Here is a 15,099-nt window from a genome sequence, read left to right on the forward strand (position 1 = left end):
CTGACCCCAACCGAAAGGCATCCGAAATGTTCACCTCTCGCAAGACCCGCACCGCACTCGCCGCGGGGGTCGTCCTGATCGCCGGAATCGCGCTGACCGGATGTGGAACGGGCGGCAACCCGCTCGACGAGCCCACCGACGACACCAGCGCCGACGGCGACACGATCGTCGTCGGATCGCAGGCCTACTACTCGAACGAGATCGTCGCCGAGATCTACGCGCAGGCGCTCGAGAATGCCGGCTTCACCGTCGACCGCCAGTTCAACATCGGTCAGCGCGACGCCTACATGCCCGAGATCGAGTCGGGCCGGATCATGCTGTTCCCCGAGTACACCGGCAACCTGCTGGAGTACCTCGACGACAGCGCGACGGCCACCAGCGCCGAAGACGTGTACGCCGCGCTGCAGCAGGCGCTGCCCGAGGGGCTGACGGCACTCGACTACGCCGAGGCCAGCGACCAGGACACGTACACGGTGCTGACCTCGTTCGCCGAGGAGAACGACCTCACCACGATCGCCGACCTGGCGAACCTCAGCGAGCCGGCCACGATCGGTGCGGCCCCCGAGTTCGAGCAGCGACCCTACGGCCCCACCGGGGCGAAGGACGTCTACGGTGTCGACGTGACGTTCTCGGCGACCGGCCCCGGCACGCTCGATGCGCTGCTGGCGGGCGAGATCCAGGTTGCCGATATCTACACCGCCGACCCTGCGTTCCAGACCGAGGACATCGTGGCGCTCGAGGACCCCGAGAGCATGATCCTGGCCTCCAACGTCGTGCCGATCGCCTCGGCCGACGTCGCCGACGCCATCAGAGAGGTCATCAACGCCGTCAGCGCCGAGCTCGGGGCCGATGACCTCGTCGCGCTGAACGTGCAGAGCACCGTCGACCAGATGTCGTCGCCCGAGATCGCGACGCAGTGGCTGCAAGAGGCCGGGCTGATCTGAGCCCGAAACGCAGAACGCCGGCTGAGGAATCGTTCCTCAGCCGGCGTTCTGCGTCTGCGAGAGATCAGACGCGCGAGTCCTGACGCGGGATCCAGACCTGCTTGATGATGATCAGGATCGACGCGGTCACGGGCACCGCGACCAGTGCACCCAGCAGGCCCAGCAGCGTGCCACCTGCTAGGGCGCCGATGACCACCAGCGATCCCGGCACCGACACGGCCTTGTTCATGATGCGAGGGGTGAGCACGTACGCCTCGATCTGCATGTAGATCAGGTACGCGATGGCGAAGATGAGCGCCTGCCACGGGTCTGAGAACAGGGCGATCGACGATCCGATCACCCAGAACAGCACCGAACCCACCAGCGGGATCAGGGTGATCAGGAAGGCGATGGTGGCCATCAACGGCGGGAACGGCAGCCCGAGCACCAGGTACATGATCAGCACGAAAGTGGCGTTCATGAAGGCCAGCACGACCATGCCCTGCACGTAACCGCCGACCGAGTCGGTGATCTGGTCGGTGAGGTCGCTGGCGCGAGCACGGTCGCGGGCCGGGGCCAGGCGCAGCAGCGACGTCTTGATCGAGGGCAGACCCGCGACGAAGTAGAGGGTCAGCACGAGTACGACGATGATGCCCGAGATGCCGGTGGCGATCGAGGTGCCGATCTGCAGCGCGCCGCCGCCGATCGCCTGCCACGTCTGGCCGCTGGTGAGGAACTTCTGGAGGTCTTGCACGAGCGTCGCGAACTGGTCGCCGAACTGCCCCTGCAGCCAGGCGTACACGTCACTGTGCATGAAGTCCGAGATCAGGCCCGGCACCGACCGCACGAACTGCGCGATCTGCTCGACCACGACCGGGATGATCATCAGCAGCACGAGGGCGAGCACGCCGAGCAGACCCAGCAGCACGATGAGCACGCTGATACCGCGCGAGAGCCCACGGCGTTCCAGGAACCGCACCGCCGGATCGAGGCCCAGTGCCGCGAACAGCGCGAAGGCGACGTAGATCAGCACCGTTGACAGGTTGGCCAGGGTGAGTGAGAGCAGGAACGCGGTCAGCCCGCCCAGCGTGACGAGAAAGCCGAAGACGAACGGCTTGTCGATGCGGGTCCAGAACGAACGGCTCGGTGCCGGAGCGTCGACCCCTGGGCGCGCAGCATCCGTCTTCCGGTCCGTCTGCGCGGTCGCGACATCGCTCGGCGGCGTCGCCGCCGGCTCGGACTCCGTGTTCTCTGCTGAGCTCATGACGAACACTCTAGGGCGCGACCCGGTATGCGCACCGTCGATAACCGCCCGCTGCGCGCAGAATTCTCGACATCGTGCGCGAATCGCGCTCGGCGGCTGGCTATCGTGGGAGAGCGAACACCGGGAGGATCATGTCTGACGCCGCTGACCAGGTCGCCGAACAGGCTGCTGCCGAGCTGCTGCGCCTGCGCGCCAGCATCGACAACATCGACGCCGCACTGGTGTTCATGCTCGCTGAGCGCTTTCGCTGCACGCAGCAGGTCGGCACGCTCAAGGCGACGCACAGCATGCCGCCGTCCGACCCCGCGCGCGAGGAGCAGCAGACCGCCCGTCTGCGTGCGCTGGCAGAAGAGGCGCACCTCGACCCCGAGTTCGCCGAGAAGTGGTTCAACTTCGTCGTCGCCGAGGTCATCCGCCATCACACCGAGGCGGCCGAGGGGCGCTGACCGTCTGCGGGCCCTGACCGTTCGGCGTGGTCAGGCCAGTTCGTAGGCCAGCACTTGCGCGGCGACGCCGTGCAGCACCGCATCGCGCACCGCGCTGGCGCGCACCTCGACGTGCGCGCCCGGCAGGCGCGCCGACATCAGCGCGGTCTCGGCCGCGTGACACAGTCGTTCGCCCAGCAATGCGGTGTCTCCGCTCAGCACCACCTGGGGCAGATCCAGGGCCGAGACGATCGCGGCCAGCGGGGCTCCGAGCCGGGCGCCGGCCTCGTCTCGCACCGCATCTCGGGCTGTCTCGTCAGGAGCGTTCTCACAACGCTCGGCGAGCACGGCGAGCCACACGTGCACGCACGTGCGGCTGCCGCAGACGCACTCCCGACCCGCGTCGCCCCCGACATCCAGGTGGGCGAGCTCGCGGGCGGTGGAGGCGTCGGCGGTGTACGCGGTGATGATCGCGGTGCTGGTGACCGCACCGAGACGCACGAGCAGGAACTCGTCGGTGCCGTGCCCCGCTTCGGCGCGAGCGACGACGTCGGCTTCGAGGCCGGTGTGCACGGTCAACGACGCGGTGGCCGGCTGAGCGGCCAGGGCTGCGTTGCATGCCGTGATCTCATGCCGCTGGTCGAGTCCGATGCCCAGTCCGATGCCGAGCACCGCGGCGTCGGACTGCTTGACGAGTCGCGCCGCGATCGCGGCGACGGACGCGGCGACGTCGGCATCGGGATCGCGGGCGACCTCGCTGCGCAGCAGGACGCTGCCGTCGGGCGCGCAGACCGCTCCGACGATCCAGTTCCGTCCGGTGAGGTCGATGGCGATCGACTGCACGGCCCGCCGGTCGATCTCGAGCATCACCGATGGTTTGCCGACGCGCACCTCTTGGCTCTGCCCGGTCTCGATCACGATCCCCGTGGCGAGCAGTTCGCGGATCACCTCGGTGATGGTCGGGCGCGCCAGGCCGGTCATGCGCGCCAGGTCGGCGCGGCTCGCGGTCTCTTCGCGGAGCAGGGTCTGCAGCACGACGGCGCGGTTGTGCCGCCGGGTGCCGTGCACCGGAAGCTGCTGCGCGGTGGCCCGCGCCGAGAGCGATACGGTCTCGGCCATCGTGCTCCTTCGGGTCGGGTGTCGCCGGGATTACTTAGTTCAATGACTAAACTTACTGTTCGAGCGTATGCTCGGCGCCGACGGATGTCAAAGATCGACTCGACGCCCTATCGCAGAAAGGACCGCGGATGCTCGACGTGGACCTCGACGGTCAGGCCCTTGTGCGGCGCCTCAATGTGCGCCGCGCGCTGCAGCTGGTCTTCGATGGCTCGGGTCGCGAGACCCGCGCGGGGATCGCCAGGGCGACCGGGCTCACGGCCGCGACGGCGTCTTCGCTGGTCGCCGAGCTGATCACGCGCCGGCTCGTCGTCGAAGTCGGCCCCGCGGCGAGCACCGGTGGAAAGCGGGCGACGACGCTGGCCGTCGACGGAGCGCATCACCTGCTTCTGGTGACGGTCGTCCGGTTCAGTGATGTGCAGGTCACTCTGGTCGCGCTCGACGGCGCAGTGGTGCACGACGAGCGTGAGTCGTTCACTCCGGTGGATCGCGATGAGCGGATTCGCGGGTTGATCTCACGCGTCGGGCGACGCTACTCCTCGCGTCTGCTCGCCGCCGCGGTGCAGCTGCCCGGCGCCACCGACGGTCAGCGCGTGCTGCAGAGTGTGCAGCTCGGGTGGGTGGATGTGCCCCTGGCAGCCCAGATCGCGGATGAGCTCGGCGTGCCGACCCTGCTGGTCAACGACGTCGACGCCGAGGCCGTCGCCGAGATGACGGTCGCCGCCGACACATCCGGACGCCGTCTGTTCGTGCATCTCGGTATCGGCATCGGGGCCGCGATCACGCTGGACGGTGAACTGGCGCCGGGGCCGTCCGCCCGGGTCGGTGAGATCGGGCATGTGCCGGTGGTGTTCGGTGACGACGCCCACGATTGCGAGTGCGGGCGCCGCGGATGCCTGGAATCGGCCGCCTCGATGACGGCGATGTTGGGTGACGGATTCGTCGAGGGGATGGATGCCGCCGCCTTCGACGCGCTGGTCGCGGGCGCTGATCCTGAGCGGCTCACCGCGGGCGCGGTCGCACTGGGACGGGTGATTACGATGCTCGCGGCGATGCTGGATCCGGCCGAGGTTGTGATCGGCGGCGCCATCGCGGGGCTCGGAGAGGGCTTCTTCGCGCAGGTCCGGGCGCAGGCCGGCGTCGCACCGACGGGTGCTGTCACGGTGCCGGTACGCGTGGCGACCTCGGGCGTCGGCGGGCACGTGGGGGCGGCGCAGTTGGCGCTCGGCTCGGCGTTGGGGGTGCGGTGGTGCGCGGGGCAATTGAGGGCATCCGAACCTCGGTGAACCCTCCCGCTCGTCGGTTCATTGAGGTATTGTGAGCGTTAAGCCGCTCAAACAATCAAAAACTTACACCCACGAGCGTCGGGTGGCCCGAGCCGAGGAGTCAGACATGACAGACACGACCGCCGGCGCGCACATGCGCGCAGAACTCGCATCGCAGCCCGAGACCTGGGCGCGTGCAGCAGGCATGCGCACCGAGCAGGCGCTGCTGCCGGCATCCGGTGCTCGCATCGCCGTCGTCGGCTGCGGCACCTCGTGGTTCATGGCGCAGTCGTACGCCGCCCTGCGCGAGAACGCCGGGCTCGGCGAATCCGACGCCTTCACGGCATCCGAGGTCCCCGCCGATCGCGGCTACGACGCGATCGTCGCGCTGACCCGCTCGGGCACCACCACCGAGGTGCTCGAACTGACCGAGCGCGTCAAGGGCAAGACCCCCGTCATCGCCGTCGTCGGTGACGACACCTCGCCCCTGGTCGACCTCGCCGACACCGTCATCGCGATGCCGTTCGCCGACGAGCAGTCGGTCGTGCAGACCCGCTTCGCGACCACCGCGCTGGCACTGTTCCGCGCATCGCTCGGTGAAGACCTCGACCCGGTGATCGCCGACGCGCAGGCCGTGCTCGACAGCGCCGACGACGCCGAGCTCGGCGCCGCAGAGCAGTACAGCTTCCTCGGCCTGGGGTGGACGATCGGCCTCGCCCACGAAGCCGCACTGAAGATGCGCGAGTCGTCGCAGTCGTGGACCGAGTCGTACTCGGCCATGGAGTACCGCCACGGCCCCATCGCCATCGCCGCCCCCGGCCGCATCACCTGGCAGTTCGGCACGGCCCCCGACGGCCTGCAGGCCCAGGTCGAAGCCACCGGCGCCCGCTTCGTGCAGCACGCCGTCGACCCGATGGCCGACCTGGTGCGCCTGCACCGCGTCGCACTCGACCGCGCCGTGGGCAAGGGCCTCGACCCCGACCAGCCCCGCAACCTGACCCGCTCGGTCATCCTCGACGACTGAGCCCCGACCACCCGACGAGAGAGCACGTGAGCACCTCAGCCACTGACCCCACCGGCATCCCAGACGTTCCCCTCGACGCCTCGGGAGAGAAGCTCGCGCGCGCCGCGTCCATCGGACACGGCGCCCCCGTCCTCGCATTCGACGTCGGCGGCACCGACATCAAGTCGGCACTGTTCGACGGCGACGGGACCGCTCTCGGCCTGCGCCGCACGCCCACCCCGGCGGGCGGCGCAGGCGCCCCTCAGCGCCTCATCGACCGGCTCGCCGAGCTGGCCGATGAACTGCGCGCACAGCACCCCGACGTCGTGCCCCAGGCCGTAGGCCTCGTCGTCCCCGGAATCGTCGACGAGCAGGCCGGCGTCGGGGTGTTCAGCAGCAACCTCGGATGGCGCGACGCGCCGATCCGCGACCTCGCCGCCGAGCGCTTCGGGCTACCCGTCGCGTTCGACCACGATGTGCGCGCGGCCAGCTGGGCCGAGCACGTGCTCGGTGGCGCCCGCTCGTACCGCAACTCGGTCGTGCTGATCATCGGCACCGGCATCGCCGGCGCCATCCTCATCGACGGCCGCCCGCACACCGCAGGCGGCTACGCCGGTGAGATCGGGCATTCGCCAATCGGCGAGTGGCCTTGCCCGTGCGGAGCGCGCGGATGTCTCGAAGCCATCGCCTCGGCCGGAGCCATCTCGCGCCGTTACGCCGAGGCCTCGGGCACCGACCTCGGCGGCGCCAAGGAAGTCATCGCGCTGGCCGCAGCCGGCGATGCGACCGCCGACCGGATCTGGAACGAGGCGCTCGACGCCCTGGCGTTCTCGATCGCGCAGCTCACCGCCGTGATCGCCCCCGAGGCCGTCGTCATCGGCGGCGGACTCTCGCGCGCCGGCGGCGCCCTGTTCGATCAGCTGAACCTGCGCCTGCGCGACCGGCTCAGCTTCCACCGCATCCCGAAGCTCGTGCCCGCCGAACTGTCGGGCAATGCCGGCATCCTCGGGTCGGCCCTGCACGCCCGCGAGCTCGTCGGGAGCACCGCATGATCATCACGGTTACCGCGAACCCCGCCCTCGACCTCACCTGGCACGTCGAGAAGATCGTCGCCGGCGGCACCCACCGTGCGGATGCCGGTGCCGCGCGCGCCGGCGGCAAGGGCCTCAACGTCGCCCGCGTCGCCCACGCGCAGGGCGCCGCGGCGCTCGCGATCACCACCACCGGAGGCGCAACAGGGGCCGAGTTCACGTCGGAGCTTGAGGCGGCCGGCGTGCCGCACGTGCTCGTACCGGTGACAGCCGCCACCCGGCGCAGCATCGCCCTCGTCGATGAGGCGCTCGGCGACACGACCATCGTGAACGAGCGCGGCATCGCGCCGACCGCCGCCGAATGGGACGCCCTGCGCGACAAGGTCGCGATGGCGCTCGCCGCCGGTCCCGCCGTACTCGTCATCTCGGGCAGCTTCCCGCCCGCGACGCCTGACGACGTGCTGCCCACGCTGATCGGCCTCGGCCGAGCAGCCGGCGCGACCGTGATCGTCGACACGTCCGGTCCGTCGCTGCTCGCCGCGGCGGATGCCGGTGCATCGGTGCTCAAGCCGAACGAGCACGAGCTGGCTGAGGCGACCGGCCTCGACGACCCGGTCGACGGCGCCCGCGAGCTGCTGCGCCGCGGCGCCGAGCTGGTGCTTCTGTCGCGCGGCGCCGACGGGATGCTCGCGGTCACCGCGGACGCATACGAACGGGGGGCCGACACACCACATGTCGGACGATCCCCGGCATCCGGTCCGACACCTGGCGTGTCGGCCCCCGTAACGTATCGTGCGCACCCGCCGGTCGACATTCTGCACGCCCGCCTCGGCACGGCTCTCGCCGGCAATCCGACGGGTGCCGGCGACGCGGCCGTCGCCGCGTGCGCCGTGCTGATGGATGCCGGCATCCACGACCCCGCGCAGATCCTGCGTCGCGCGACCGCGTGGTCGGCGGCCGCCGTGCTCATGCCCCTCGCCGGAGAGATCCACCCCACGTGGACCGAGCTGGAGAGCGCCCTGATCCTCACCCCGAAGGAGACCCGATGACCCTCGTCTCAGCCCGCGACCTCATGCGCGCATCCGCCGCCGTCGGCACCGGACTCGGCGCCTTCAACGTCATCCACCTCGAGACTGCCGAAGCCCTGGTGGCGGCCTCCGAGCGCGCGTCGCTGCCGGTGATCCTGCAGATCTCGCAGAACTGTGCCGACTACCACGGCGGTCTTGAGCCGATCGGGTGGGCCACGCTCGCCATCGCCCGCCGCGCCGAGACGCCCGTCGCCGTGCACCTCGACCACGCCGAGCGCCCCGAGCTCGTCGACGAAGCCATCGAACTCGGCTTCGGATCGGTCATGTTCGACGGCGGCAAGCTCGACTACGACGAGAACGTCGCCGTCACCGCCGACGTCGCCGCCCGTGCCCGTGCCGCCGGCGTCTACATCGAGGCCGAACTCGGTGAGGTCGGCGGCAAGGACGGCGCCCACGCCCCCGGTGTGCGCACCGACCCCGACGAGGCACGTGCCTTCGTCGAGGCGACCGGTGTCGACTCGCTGGCCGTCGCGGTCGGCTCGTCGCACGCCATGCTCGACCGCTCAGCCGCGCTCGACATCGACCTGATCGGGCGCCTGCGCGCCGCTCTGCGCGGCGCGGGCCGCGACGGTGCGGACGTGCCGCTGGTGCTGCACGGCTCATCGGGCGTCTCGGACGACGTGATCGTGCAGGCCGTGCACGCCGGTATGACCAAGATCAACGTGTCGACCCACCTCAACGGGTTCTTCACGCGCGCGGTGCGCGAGACGCTCGCCGCTGACGAGAACCTCGTAGACTCGCGCAAGTACCTGCGGCCCGCACGCGAGGCCGTTGCCGAAGAAGCGGCGCGGATGCTGCGGCTGTTCGCCCTGGTCTCCGACTGAGCCGCGCACACCACCCCAGGACCACCATGAACCGCGCCGCACGCCTGAACGCCATCCTCGACCTGCTCGCGGCGCAGGGTGAGGTGAGCGTCGATCAGCTGGTGGACCGGTTCGGGGCATCCGCGGCGACAACCCGACGCGACCTTGACAGTCTTGCCGACCGGCGGCTGCTCACGCGCACTCACGGCGGGGCCGTGGCGCAGTCCGTGGCGTACGAGCTGCCGATCCGGTATCGCGGGCACCAGGGTGGCGCGAAGGAGCAGATCGCGGCGACCGCAGCGGCGCTGGTGGTGCCCGGGCAGGTCGTCGGGCTCTCGGGTGGCACCACCACCAACGCCATCGCGACGGCGCTCGCCGCGCGCGACGATCTGGCAGAGCTGGGACTCACGGTCGTTACGAACGCGGTCAACATCGCCGCTCAGCTCGCGATGCGCCCCGAGTTCAAGGTCGTCGTCACCGGAGGAGCAATCCACCCGCGCAGCTTCGAGCTGGTCGGCCCGTTCGTCGAACAGCTGCTCTCGGGCATCCGCCTCGATGTCGCCTTCATCGGCGTCAACGGGCTCTCGGCGGCGTCGGGCGCCAGCACGCACGATGAGGCCGAGGCCGCCGTGAACCGCCTGATGGCGCAGCGGGCCGGTGCGGCCTATGCCGTGGCCGACGCGTCGAAGCTCGGAACCGAGGCCTTCGCGCACGTGGGCGGGCCGGAGCTGTTCCCGGTTGTGCTGACGGATGCCGCTGTCACCACCGAGCAGCGCGCAGCGCTGACGGATGCCGGGTATGAGGTGCGCGCCGGCTGACTTCGCGCGTACCGTTTCGGGTGGCTCAGGCCCCGATCAGAGCCCGCGAGAGCCCGCTGCCTGCGCGAAGATCAGGCTGGTGCTGGTCGAGGCGACCTCGGGGCGCAGGCTGAGGGTGTCCGACACCAGCTCGCGCAACGCGGCAGCATCCGACACGGCCACGTGTACGAGGAAGTCCCGGTCTCCGGCCAGGAAGTACACCCGCTGGGTCGCGGGCAGATCCTCGAGATAGCTCTGGAATCGGCGCAGGTCGCCGCGGGCATGAGCGTGCAGTCGGATGGTGATCAGCGCCTCGAGGTGCAGCCCAATCGCGGCCGGGGCGATCTCGGCGTGGAAGCCGACGATCACGCCACCTGCTTGCAGGGCGCGCACCCTCTTCAGGCACGTCGACTCGGCGATTCCGGCGATGCGGGCCAGCTCGGTGTTCGAGATGCGGCCGTTGCGGCTCAGTTCGGACAGCAGGGTGCGGTCGACGGCATCCAGACCGGGTTGAGCTGTGGTCGAAGATTCGGATGCCATGAGACTCACTTCTTCCCCGCTGGGGCAATAATCCGACTGTTCCTGCACCACTGTACGCAGAATCTTCGAACTTCCCCCCAGCGCATCGTCGAGATCTGCATAATCGCAGGTAGCGGGCATCTCGTCGCGCCCGCGCGAAGCACACCGCAGCAGTCTCAGGAGGACGCAATGACGCGCACGATCGTCGTCGGAGCCGGAATGGTCGGTCTCGCCACGGCATGGCACCTGCAGGAACGCGGCGTCGAGGTCACGGTCATCGACCGCGTCGGCGTCGCTGCCGGGTCGTCCTGGGGCAACGCCGGCTGGCTGACGCCCGGCAAGACCATTCCGCTCGCCGACACCGGCCTGTGGACGTACGGGCCCAAGGCCCTGCTCGACCCCGACGCGGCCCTGCACGTGCCGTTCCGGGTCGACCCGGGCCTGTGGGCGTTCCTCGCGCAGTTCGCAGCGCACGGCACCCACCGCGCCTGGGACCGCACCATGGCCGACCTCACACCGATCGACCGGATCGCTCTGGAGTGCTTCGACGAGCTGATCGACGGCGGCGTGCAGTCGTGGACCCGCGAGGGACCGTTCGTGATCGGCTTCAAGGAAGAGGCCCACTCCAAGGGCTTCCTGCATGAGATTGACGGCGTCATCCGCCACGGGCAGGACGTGCCGTTCGAGAAGCTCGAGAACCCGCGTGTGCTCGCGCCGGTGCTGTCGGATGCCGTCCGTCACGCGTACCGGCTCGACGGCCAGCGGTTCTTCGAGCCCGGACCCTTCATGGAGGCACTCGGCCAGGCGTTCATCGACCGCGGTGGCGAACTGCTCACCGGCTACGACGTCGTCGACGTCTCGTCGACGCGTCGCCCCGTGGTGACGATGTCGAACGGCGAGCGTCGCGAGGCCGATTCCGTCGTCATCGCGACGGGGGCGTGGATGCCCTCGCTGGCCCGCAAGCTCGGTGTGCGCACCCGCGTGCAGGCCGGTCGCGGATACTCGTTCAGCGTCGCGACCGAGGTTCCGCAGGAGCACCCGGTGTACCTGCCGTTCCAGCGCATCGCGTGCACGCCCTACGAGGGACGGTTCCGCATCGCCGGCACCATGGAGTTCCGCCGACCTGACGAGCCCTTCCAGCCGAGCCGAGTGCAGGCGATCATCGCGCAGGCTCGTGAGATGTTCACCGGCATCGACCTCGACGATCGCCAGGACGAGTGGGTCGGCTCGCGACCGGTCACCCCGGACGGCCTGCCGCTGGTCGGTGAGACCCAGGCGCCCAACGTGTACGTCGCGGGCGGTCACGGCATGTGGGGCATCGTGCTGGGCCCGGCGACCGGCAAGCTGCTCGCCGAGCAGATCGTCACGGGCCGCGTCGACCCCATCATCAAGCCCTTCGACCCGCTGCGCTGAGCGTCACGTTCTGGGCGCGCATCAGGCGCGCCCAGAACGTGACGAGAGCGTCAGGAGCGGGAGACCGGCTGCTGCAGTTCGGTGACCCAGTCCGTCTGGTCGTCAGACACGGCCCGGACGTAGAGTTCCCGGCATGGGCCCGCGGGTACGAGACCGCGGGCGAGGATCTCTTCGTGGATGGCCATCCAGCTGTCGGCGATCCGGTCCATGCCACCGAGGTGCACGCCGCAGATCGCGGTCGGCGCGGCGGGCAGCTCGACGATCTCCACCCCGTCGAGCGCAGGCCCCGAGTACTCGTACCCGACGGTGATGTGCATTCCGTCGTCGCCTGTGTCGTACTGCGCAATCGGGGTGGCGCGCGATGCGCCGACGGTGTCGAGTACCTCGGCGATCGCGTCAAACGCGGGGCCGACGACCGCGGCGACCTCGGCCTGCTCGGCGACCGACGCCGTGCGTGCCGCCAGACGGGCGGCGGGCAGGGGCTTGTCGATGATCTCGATACGGGACATGTGGTTCTCCTTGGCGATGTGCTGGAGGCGCCGCTCCACATCGACGAGTCTCGCGGCCGCCACTCGATGCTCGCGCTCGACCTCTTCGCGTCGCTGGTTCAGCAACAAGGTCAGGCGCTCACCGTCGATCCCGTCGTCGAGCATCGAGGCGATGTCGTCGAGCCCGAAGCCGAGCTGACGCAGCGCGACGATGCGATGCAGCCGGTGCAGCTGCGACGGATCGTACGAGCGGTAGCCGCTGAACGCATCGACGTGCGCGGGAACGAGCAGTCCGGAGGTGTCCCAGTGCCGCAGCATCCGATGGGTCACCTGGCCGATCTGCGCGAACGCTCCGATGGACAGCATCTATCCGTTCTCCTGCCTGCCACAGTGTCAGGGTCAAGTCCGATCCGTGGCCAGCGGCACTCAAACGACTATCCCAGCACGATGCGTCCCGCGTGGCCATGGCCGTCGAGCGCGAACTCGACGGTGAGCGGCGACGTCGATACGACCCGCACTCCGGCATCCGCCTCGACGACGGTCGTCCCGGTGCCCGTCGGCAGGGTAACGCGCGCCACGTCCTGGGTGCGGCTGGGGTCCGCCAGGGCGATCGTCGTGCGCCCATCGTGCTCGCGCACGGCGAGCGAGCAGGGTCCGGTGGTCTCGTATCCGCCCGCCGATCCCTCGGCGAAGAAGTTCGCGAGGGTGAGTCCATCGCGCGCCGCACGCACCATCTGCGCCACGGCGTTGTTCGCGACGACGGCGACGCTCGGCCGGCCCGACTCGGCGAAGGTCGCGCTGTGCGCGACGTTCGGCATCATCAGGTAGGCGTATCCGCCGCCCGACGGGTCGGTGCCGTGGTGGTGGGTGATGGTGACGTAGTCGCGGGTCTTGACCTCGTCGGAGCCGCCCGTGTCGGAGCCCGAGTTGATCGTGCGCCAGTCGCCCGTGCGCCGCACGACCTGCACGTCGATGTCGCCGCTGACGTTCTCGCCATCGAGCAGCACGTATCCGCCGTGCCCGGCGATGTGCACGTTGCGCGAGACGGTCACGGCCGCGTCACCGGCGGTCATCGCGCGGTTGCGGTTGTCGGTGCGGATGCGCGGCACGTCGCCTGCGGGGAATGATCGGTTCTCGATCGTGGTGAACACGTCGAAGCCGGATGCCGACGTGACCCCCGCACCCAGGCAGACCACCTTGTCATCGAGGAAGAACCACGACTTGCGGGCGCTGAGGCTCTTGTTGTGGTTCAGGTGGTCCATGCCCTGAATGCCCCAACGGTCATCGAGAGCAAGACCGCCCGCGAACGGCTGGTACGCCCGGGGGATGCCCGTGCCGTCGGTCGCGCCGTTCTGGCGCGGTTCGGCGGTGACCGTCGTGCCGGGCAGGCGGTACGGGTCGATGGTCGGCCAGAAGTCGTCGGCGAACTGCCCGGGGTCGGTGGGGGAGTAGATGAACGTCAGGCCGTCGCCCTGGTACCAGCCGACGTTGTTCTCGCGGTTGCCCCACTCGTAGCGGCCGATGCGGTTCGACGACACGTTGACGACGGCACTGAAGTCGGGCCGATGGTGCACGAGCCGGTCCTGATCGCCGAACGCCTTGGTGTACACCGGCGCCGGCGCCGGAACCACTGACTCGTCGCCGAGGACCGAGGTGACCAGCAGCGACTTCGCTACGGTCTGCGAGGGCAGGCCGTACTGCTGCTCGGTGCTGCGCTGCAGCCATCCCTTCACCAGCGACAGGTAGCGGCTGCGGTACGGCTCGCCGGCGCCGGGGGCGAGCAGCAGAATGGCGGTCATGGCGCCGGCGCCGTCCACGTAGTCGGGCGCCTTCTGGCGCGAGACGGCGCGCCCGCGCACGGTGTCCATCATGCGACCGTTCCAGATGAACGGTGCGTAGGCGGCTTCGACAGCATCCAGGATCACCGACTTGTTCGGATCGACGACGTCCCACGTGCTGCCGCCCAACAGCCCGAGGATCTCGGCGAGGCCGCTGAGCGTGACCACACCGTACGTGCCGATGTAGGGCAGGTAGCCGTGCTGCACGAACGAGCCGTCGGCGTAGAAGCCATCACCCTGCGTGACGTAGCCGAAGACGCTGTTGCGGCCGTCGCCCACGGTGTCGCTGAGGGCGTCGCGGGCCATCGTGATCTCATCGGGACGGTTGTCGAGGATGCCGCGAAGCGCGCATGAGAGTGCCTTGTCGGTGCGGTTGGCGCCGGTCTCGGCGTAGGTGGTGCCCCGGCCTCGCCAGTTGGGGTTGGGTGCGAAGTGGCGCACGGCGCCGAGTAGTGCGGTGCGCACGTCGGCGGGGACGACGTCGTACATCAGCACGAGCGTGTCGGCGGCCTTGCGGGGTACGCCGATCTCCCAGAACCACCAGTTGCCGACGCGCGGGTGGCCGGCGACATAGACGTCGGTGCTGAGGTACGTGAGGGCGTCCGCGATGTCGGATGCCAGTGTCGGGTCCTGGTACTGGGCGCAGCCTGCGGTCGAGTAGGCCAGGGCCAGACTGAACAGACGGTTGAAGGTGACGCCCATGTTGCCTGAGAGCGTCGAGCCGCTGACGCCGGCGAGGGGCAGGTCTGCCCACACGCCGGGCGCGCCGATCGGGCGCACCATCGCGCTCCACGAGTCGGCGGTGGCGTCGCTCATCTGTCGCAGCACGTCTGCCAGTTCGGGCACCGAGGCGGCGCTGCCGTCGCCGACGAGCATCACTCGCCGTCGTTCGATGAGTGCGGTGAGGGGATCGGCGGATGCTGAGGTTGCGGTGCGTGCGAATGCGGCATTCGCGGGCTGGGCGGTCATAGTGACCAGTGCGCCCGCGCCGAGCAGGGCGAGGAACGCGCGGCGGTTCACGGTGGGGATGGACATCTTCGGCCTCCTGGGGAATCGGCGGAGACACCTACGGTAAACGCTTTCTGTGCTGCTGTACAGGGGTTGTGAACGCTTGATCCGTTCGGGC

General features: G+C 69.7%; 14 protein-coding genes. 9 read left to right on the top strand and 5 right to left on the bottom strand.

What is annotated here, in order from left to right; translation table 11 throughout:
* The first annotated feature begins 26 nt into the window (after positions 1-26).
* A complete protein-coding gene (locus tag ACLD0U_RS09370; protein ID WP_410340455.1) occupies positions 27-944 on the top strand; it encodes an ABC transporter substrate-binding protein in 918 nt (305 codons plus the stop codon).
* 64 nt (positions 945-1,008) lie between these two features.
* On the opposite strand, the gene ACLD0U_RS09375 is transcribed toward ACLD0U_RS09370, so the two are convergent.
* The gene (locus ACLD0U_RS09375; RefSeq protein WP_206821346.1) at positions 1,009-2,187 is read right to left on the bottom strand and encodes an AI-2E family transporter; all 1,179 of its coding nucleotides are present in this window, start codon (positions 2,185-2,187) and stop codon (positions 1,009-1,011) included.
* 131 nt (positions 2,188-2,318) lie between these two features.
* On the opposite strand from ACLD0U_RS09375, the gene ACLD0U_RS09380 reads away from it, so the two are divergent.
* Positions 2,319-2,633 (top strand): chorismate mutase, encoded by a 315-nt coding sequence (locus ACLD0U_RS09380; RefSeq protein ID WP_179409485.1) that lies wholly within the window; start codon positions 2,319-2,321, stop codon positions 2,631-2,633.
* A gap of 30 nt (positions 2,634-2,663) precedes the next feature.
* Here ACLD0U_RS09380 and ACLD0U_RS09385 read toward each other — a convergent pair whose 3' ends face one another.
* Positions 2,664-3,731, bottom strand: coding sequence for a winged helix-turn-helix transcriptional regulator (locus ACLD0U_RS09385; protein ID WP_410340456.1), 1,068 nt, complete (start codon positions 3,729-3,731; stop codon positions 2,664-2,666).
* Positions 3,732-3,859: 128 nt separating this feature from the next.
* On the opposite strand from ACLD0U_RS09385, the gene ACLD0U_RS09390 reads away from it, so the two are divergent.
* The 6 genes from ACLD0U_RS09390 to ACLD0U_RS09415 all read left to right on the top strand — a co-directional run bounded on the left by ACLD0U_RS09390 (position 3,860) and on the right by ACLD0U_RS09415 (position 9,736).
* Entirely contained in the window at positions 3,860-5,014 is a 1,155-nt protein-coding gene (locus ACLD0U_RS09390; protein WP_410340457.1) for an ROK family protein, read from the top strand.
* Positions 5,015-5,120: 106 nt separating this feature from the next.
* Positions 5,121-6,017 carry an SIS domain-containing protein gene (locus ACLD0U_RS09395; protein WP_410340458.1) on the top strand — a complete coding sequence of 299 codons (897 nt, stop codon included), beginning with the start codon at positions 5,121-5,123 and terminating at the stop codon, positions 6,015-6,017.
* Positions 6,018-6,043: 26 nt separating this feature from the next.
* Positions 6,044-7,048, top strand: coding sequence for an ROK family protein (locus ACLD0U_RS09400; RefSeq protein WP_410340459.1), 1,005 nt, complete (start codon positions 6,044-6,046; stop codon positions 7,046-7,048).
* Positions 7,045-8,076 carry a 1-phosphofructokinase family hexose kinase gene (locus ACLD0U_RS09405; protein ID WP_410340460.1) on the top strand — a complete coding sequence of 344 codons (1,032 nt, stop codon included), beginning with the start codon at positions 7,045-7,047 and terminating at the stop codon, positions 8,074-8,076. Before ACLD0U_RS09400 ends, ACLD0U_RS09405 begins: the two co-directional genes overlap by 4 nt.
* Positions 8,073-8,939, top strand: coding sequence for a class II fructose-bisphosphate aldolase (locus tag ACLD0U_RS09410; RefSeq protein WP_179409480.1), 867 nt, complete (start codon positions 8,073-8,075; stop codon positions 8,937-8,939). The genes ACLD0U_RS09405 and ACLD0U_RS09410 overlap by 4 nt, the downstream gene beginning before the upstream one ends.
* A gap of 26 nt (positions 8,940-8,965) precedes the next feature.
* Positions 8,966-9,736: a DeoR/GlpR family DNA-binding transcription regulator gene (locus ACLD0U_RS09415; protein ID WP_179409479.1), complete on the top strand. Its 771-nt coding sequence runs from the start codon at positions 8,966-8,968 to the stop codon at positions 9,734-9,736.
* 36 nt (positions 9,737-9,772) lie between these two features.
* Here ACLD0U_RS09415 and ACLD0U_RS09420 read toward each other — a convergent pair whose 3' ends face one another.
* Positions 9,773-10,255 carry an Lrp/AsnC family transcriptional regulator gene (locus ACLD0U_RS09420; RefSeq protein ID WP_179409478.1) on the bottom strand — a complete coding sequence of 161 codons (483 nt, stop codon included), beginning with the start codon at positions 10,253-10,255 and terminating at the stop codon, positions 9,773-9,775.
* Positions 10,256-10,423: 168 nt separating this feature from the next.
* Between ACLD0U_RS09420 and ACLD0U_RS09425 the strand changes: the two genes are divergently transcribed.
* Positions 10,424-11,647 carry an NAD(P)/FAD-dependent oxidoreductase gene (locus ACLD0U_RS09425; RefSeq protein WP_222446645.1) on the top strand — a complete coding sequence of 408 codons (1,224 nt, stop codon included), beginning with the start codon at positions 10,424-10,426 and terminating at the stop codon, positions 11,645-11,647.
* A gap of 50 nt (positions 11,648-11,697) precedes the next feature.
* On the opposite strand, the gene ACLD0U_RS09430 is transcribed toward ACLD0U_RS09425, so the two are convergent.
* Positions 11,698-12,501 carry a MerR family transcriptional regulator gene (locus tag ACLD0U_RS09430; protein WP_410340461.1) on the bottom strand — a complete coding sequence of 268 codons (804 nt, stop codon included), beginning with the start codon at positions 12,499-12,501 and terminating at the stop codon, positions 11,698-11,700.
* A gap of 68 nt (positions 12,502-12,569) precedes the next feature.
* Positions 12,570-15,008, bottom strand: coding sequence for a polysaccharide lyase 8 family protein (locus ACLD0U_RS09435; protein ID WP_410340462.1), 2,439 nt, complete (start codon positions 15,006-15,008; stop codon positions 12,570-12,572).
* Positions 15,009-15,099 lie beyond the last annotated feature (91 nt).

The sequence above is a fragment of the Microbacterium sp. 2216-1 genome (genome assembly GCF_046507855.1).
Taxonomy (GTDB): Bacteria; Actinomycetota; Actinomycetes; order Actinomycetales; family Microbacteriaceae; genus Microbacterium; species Microbacterium esteraromaticum_C.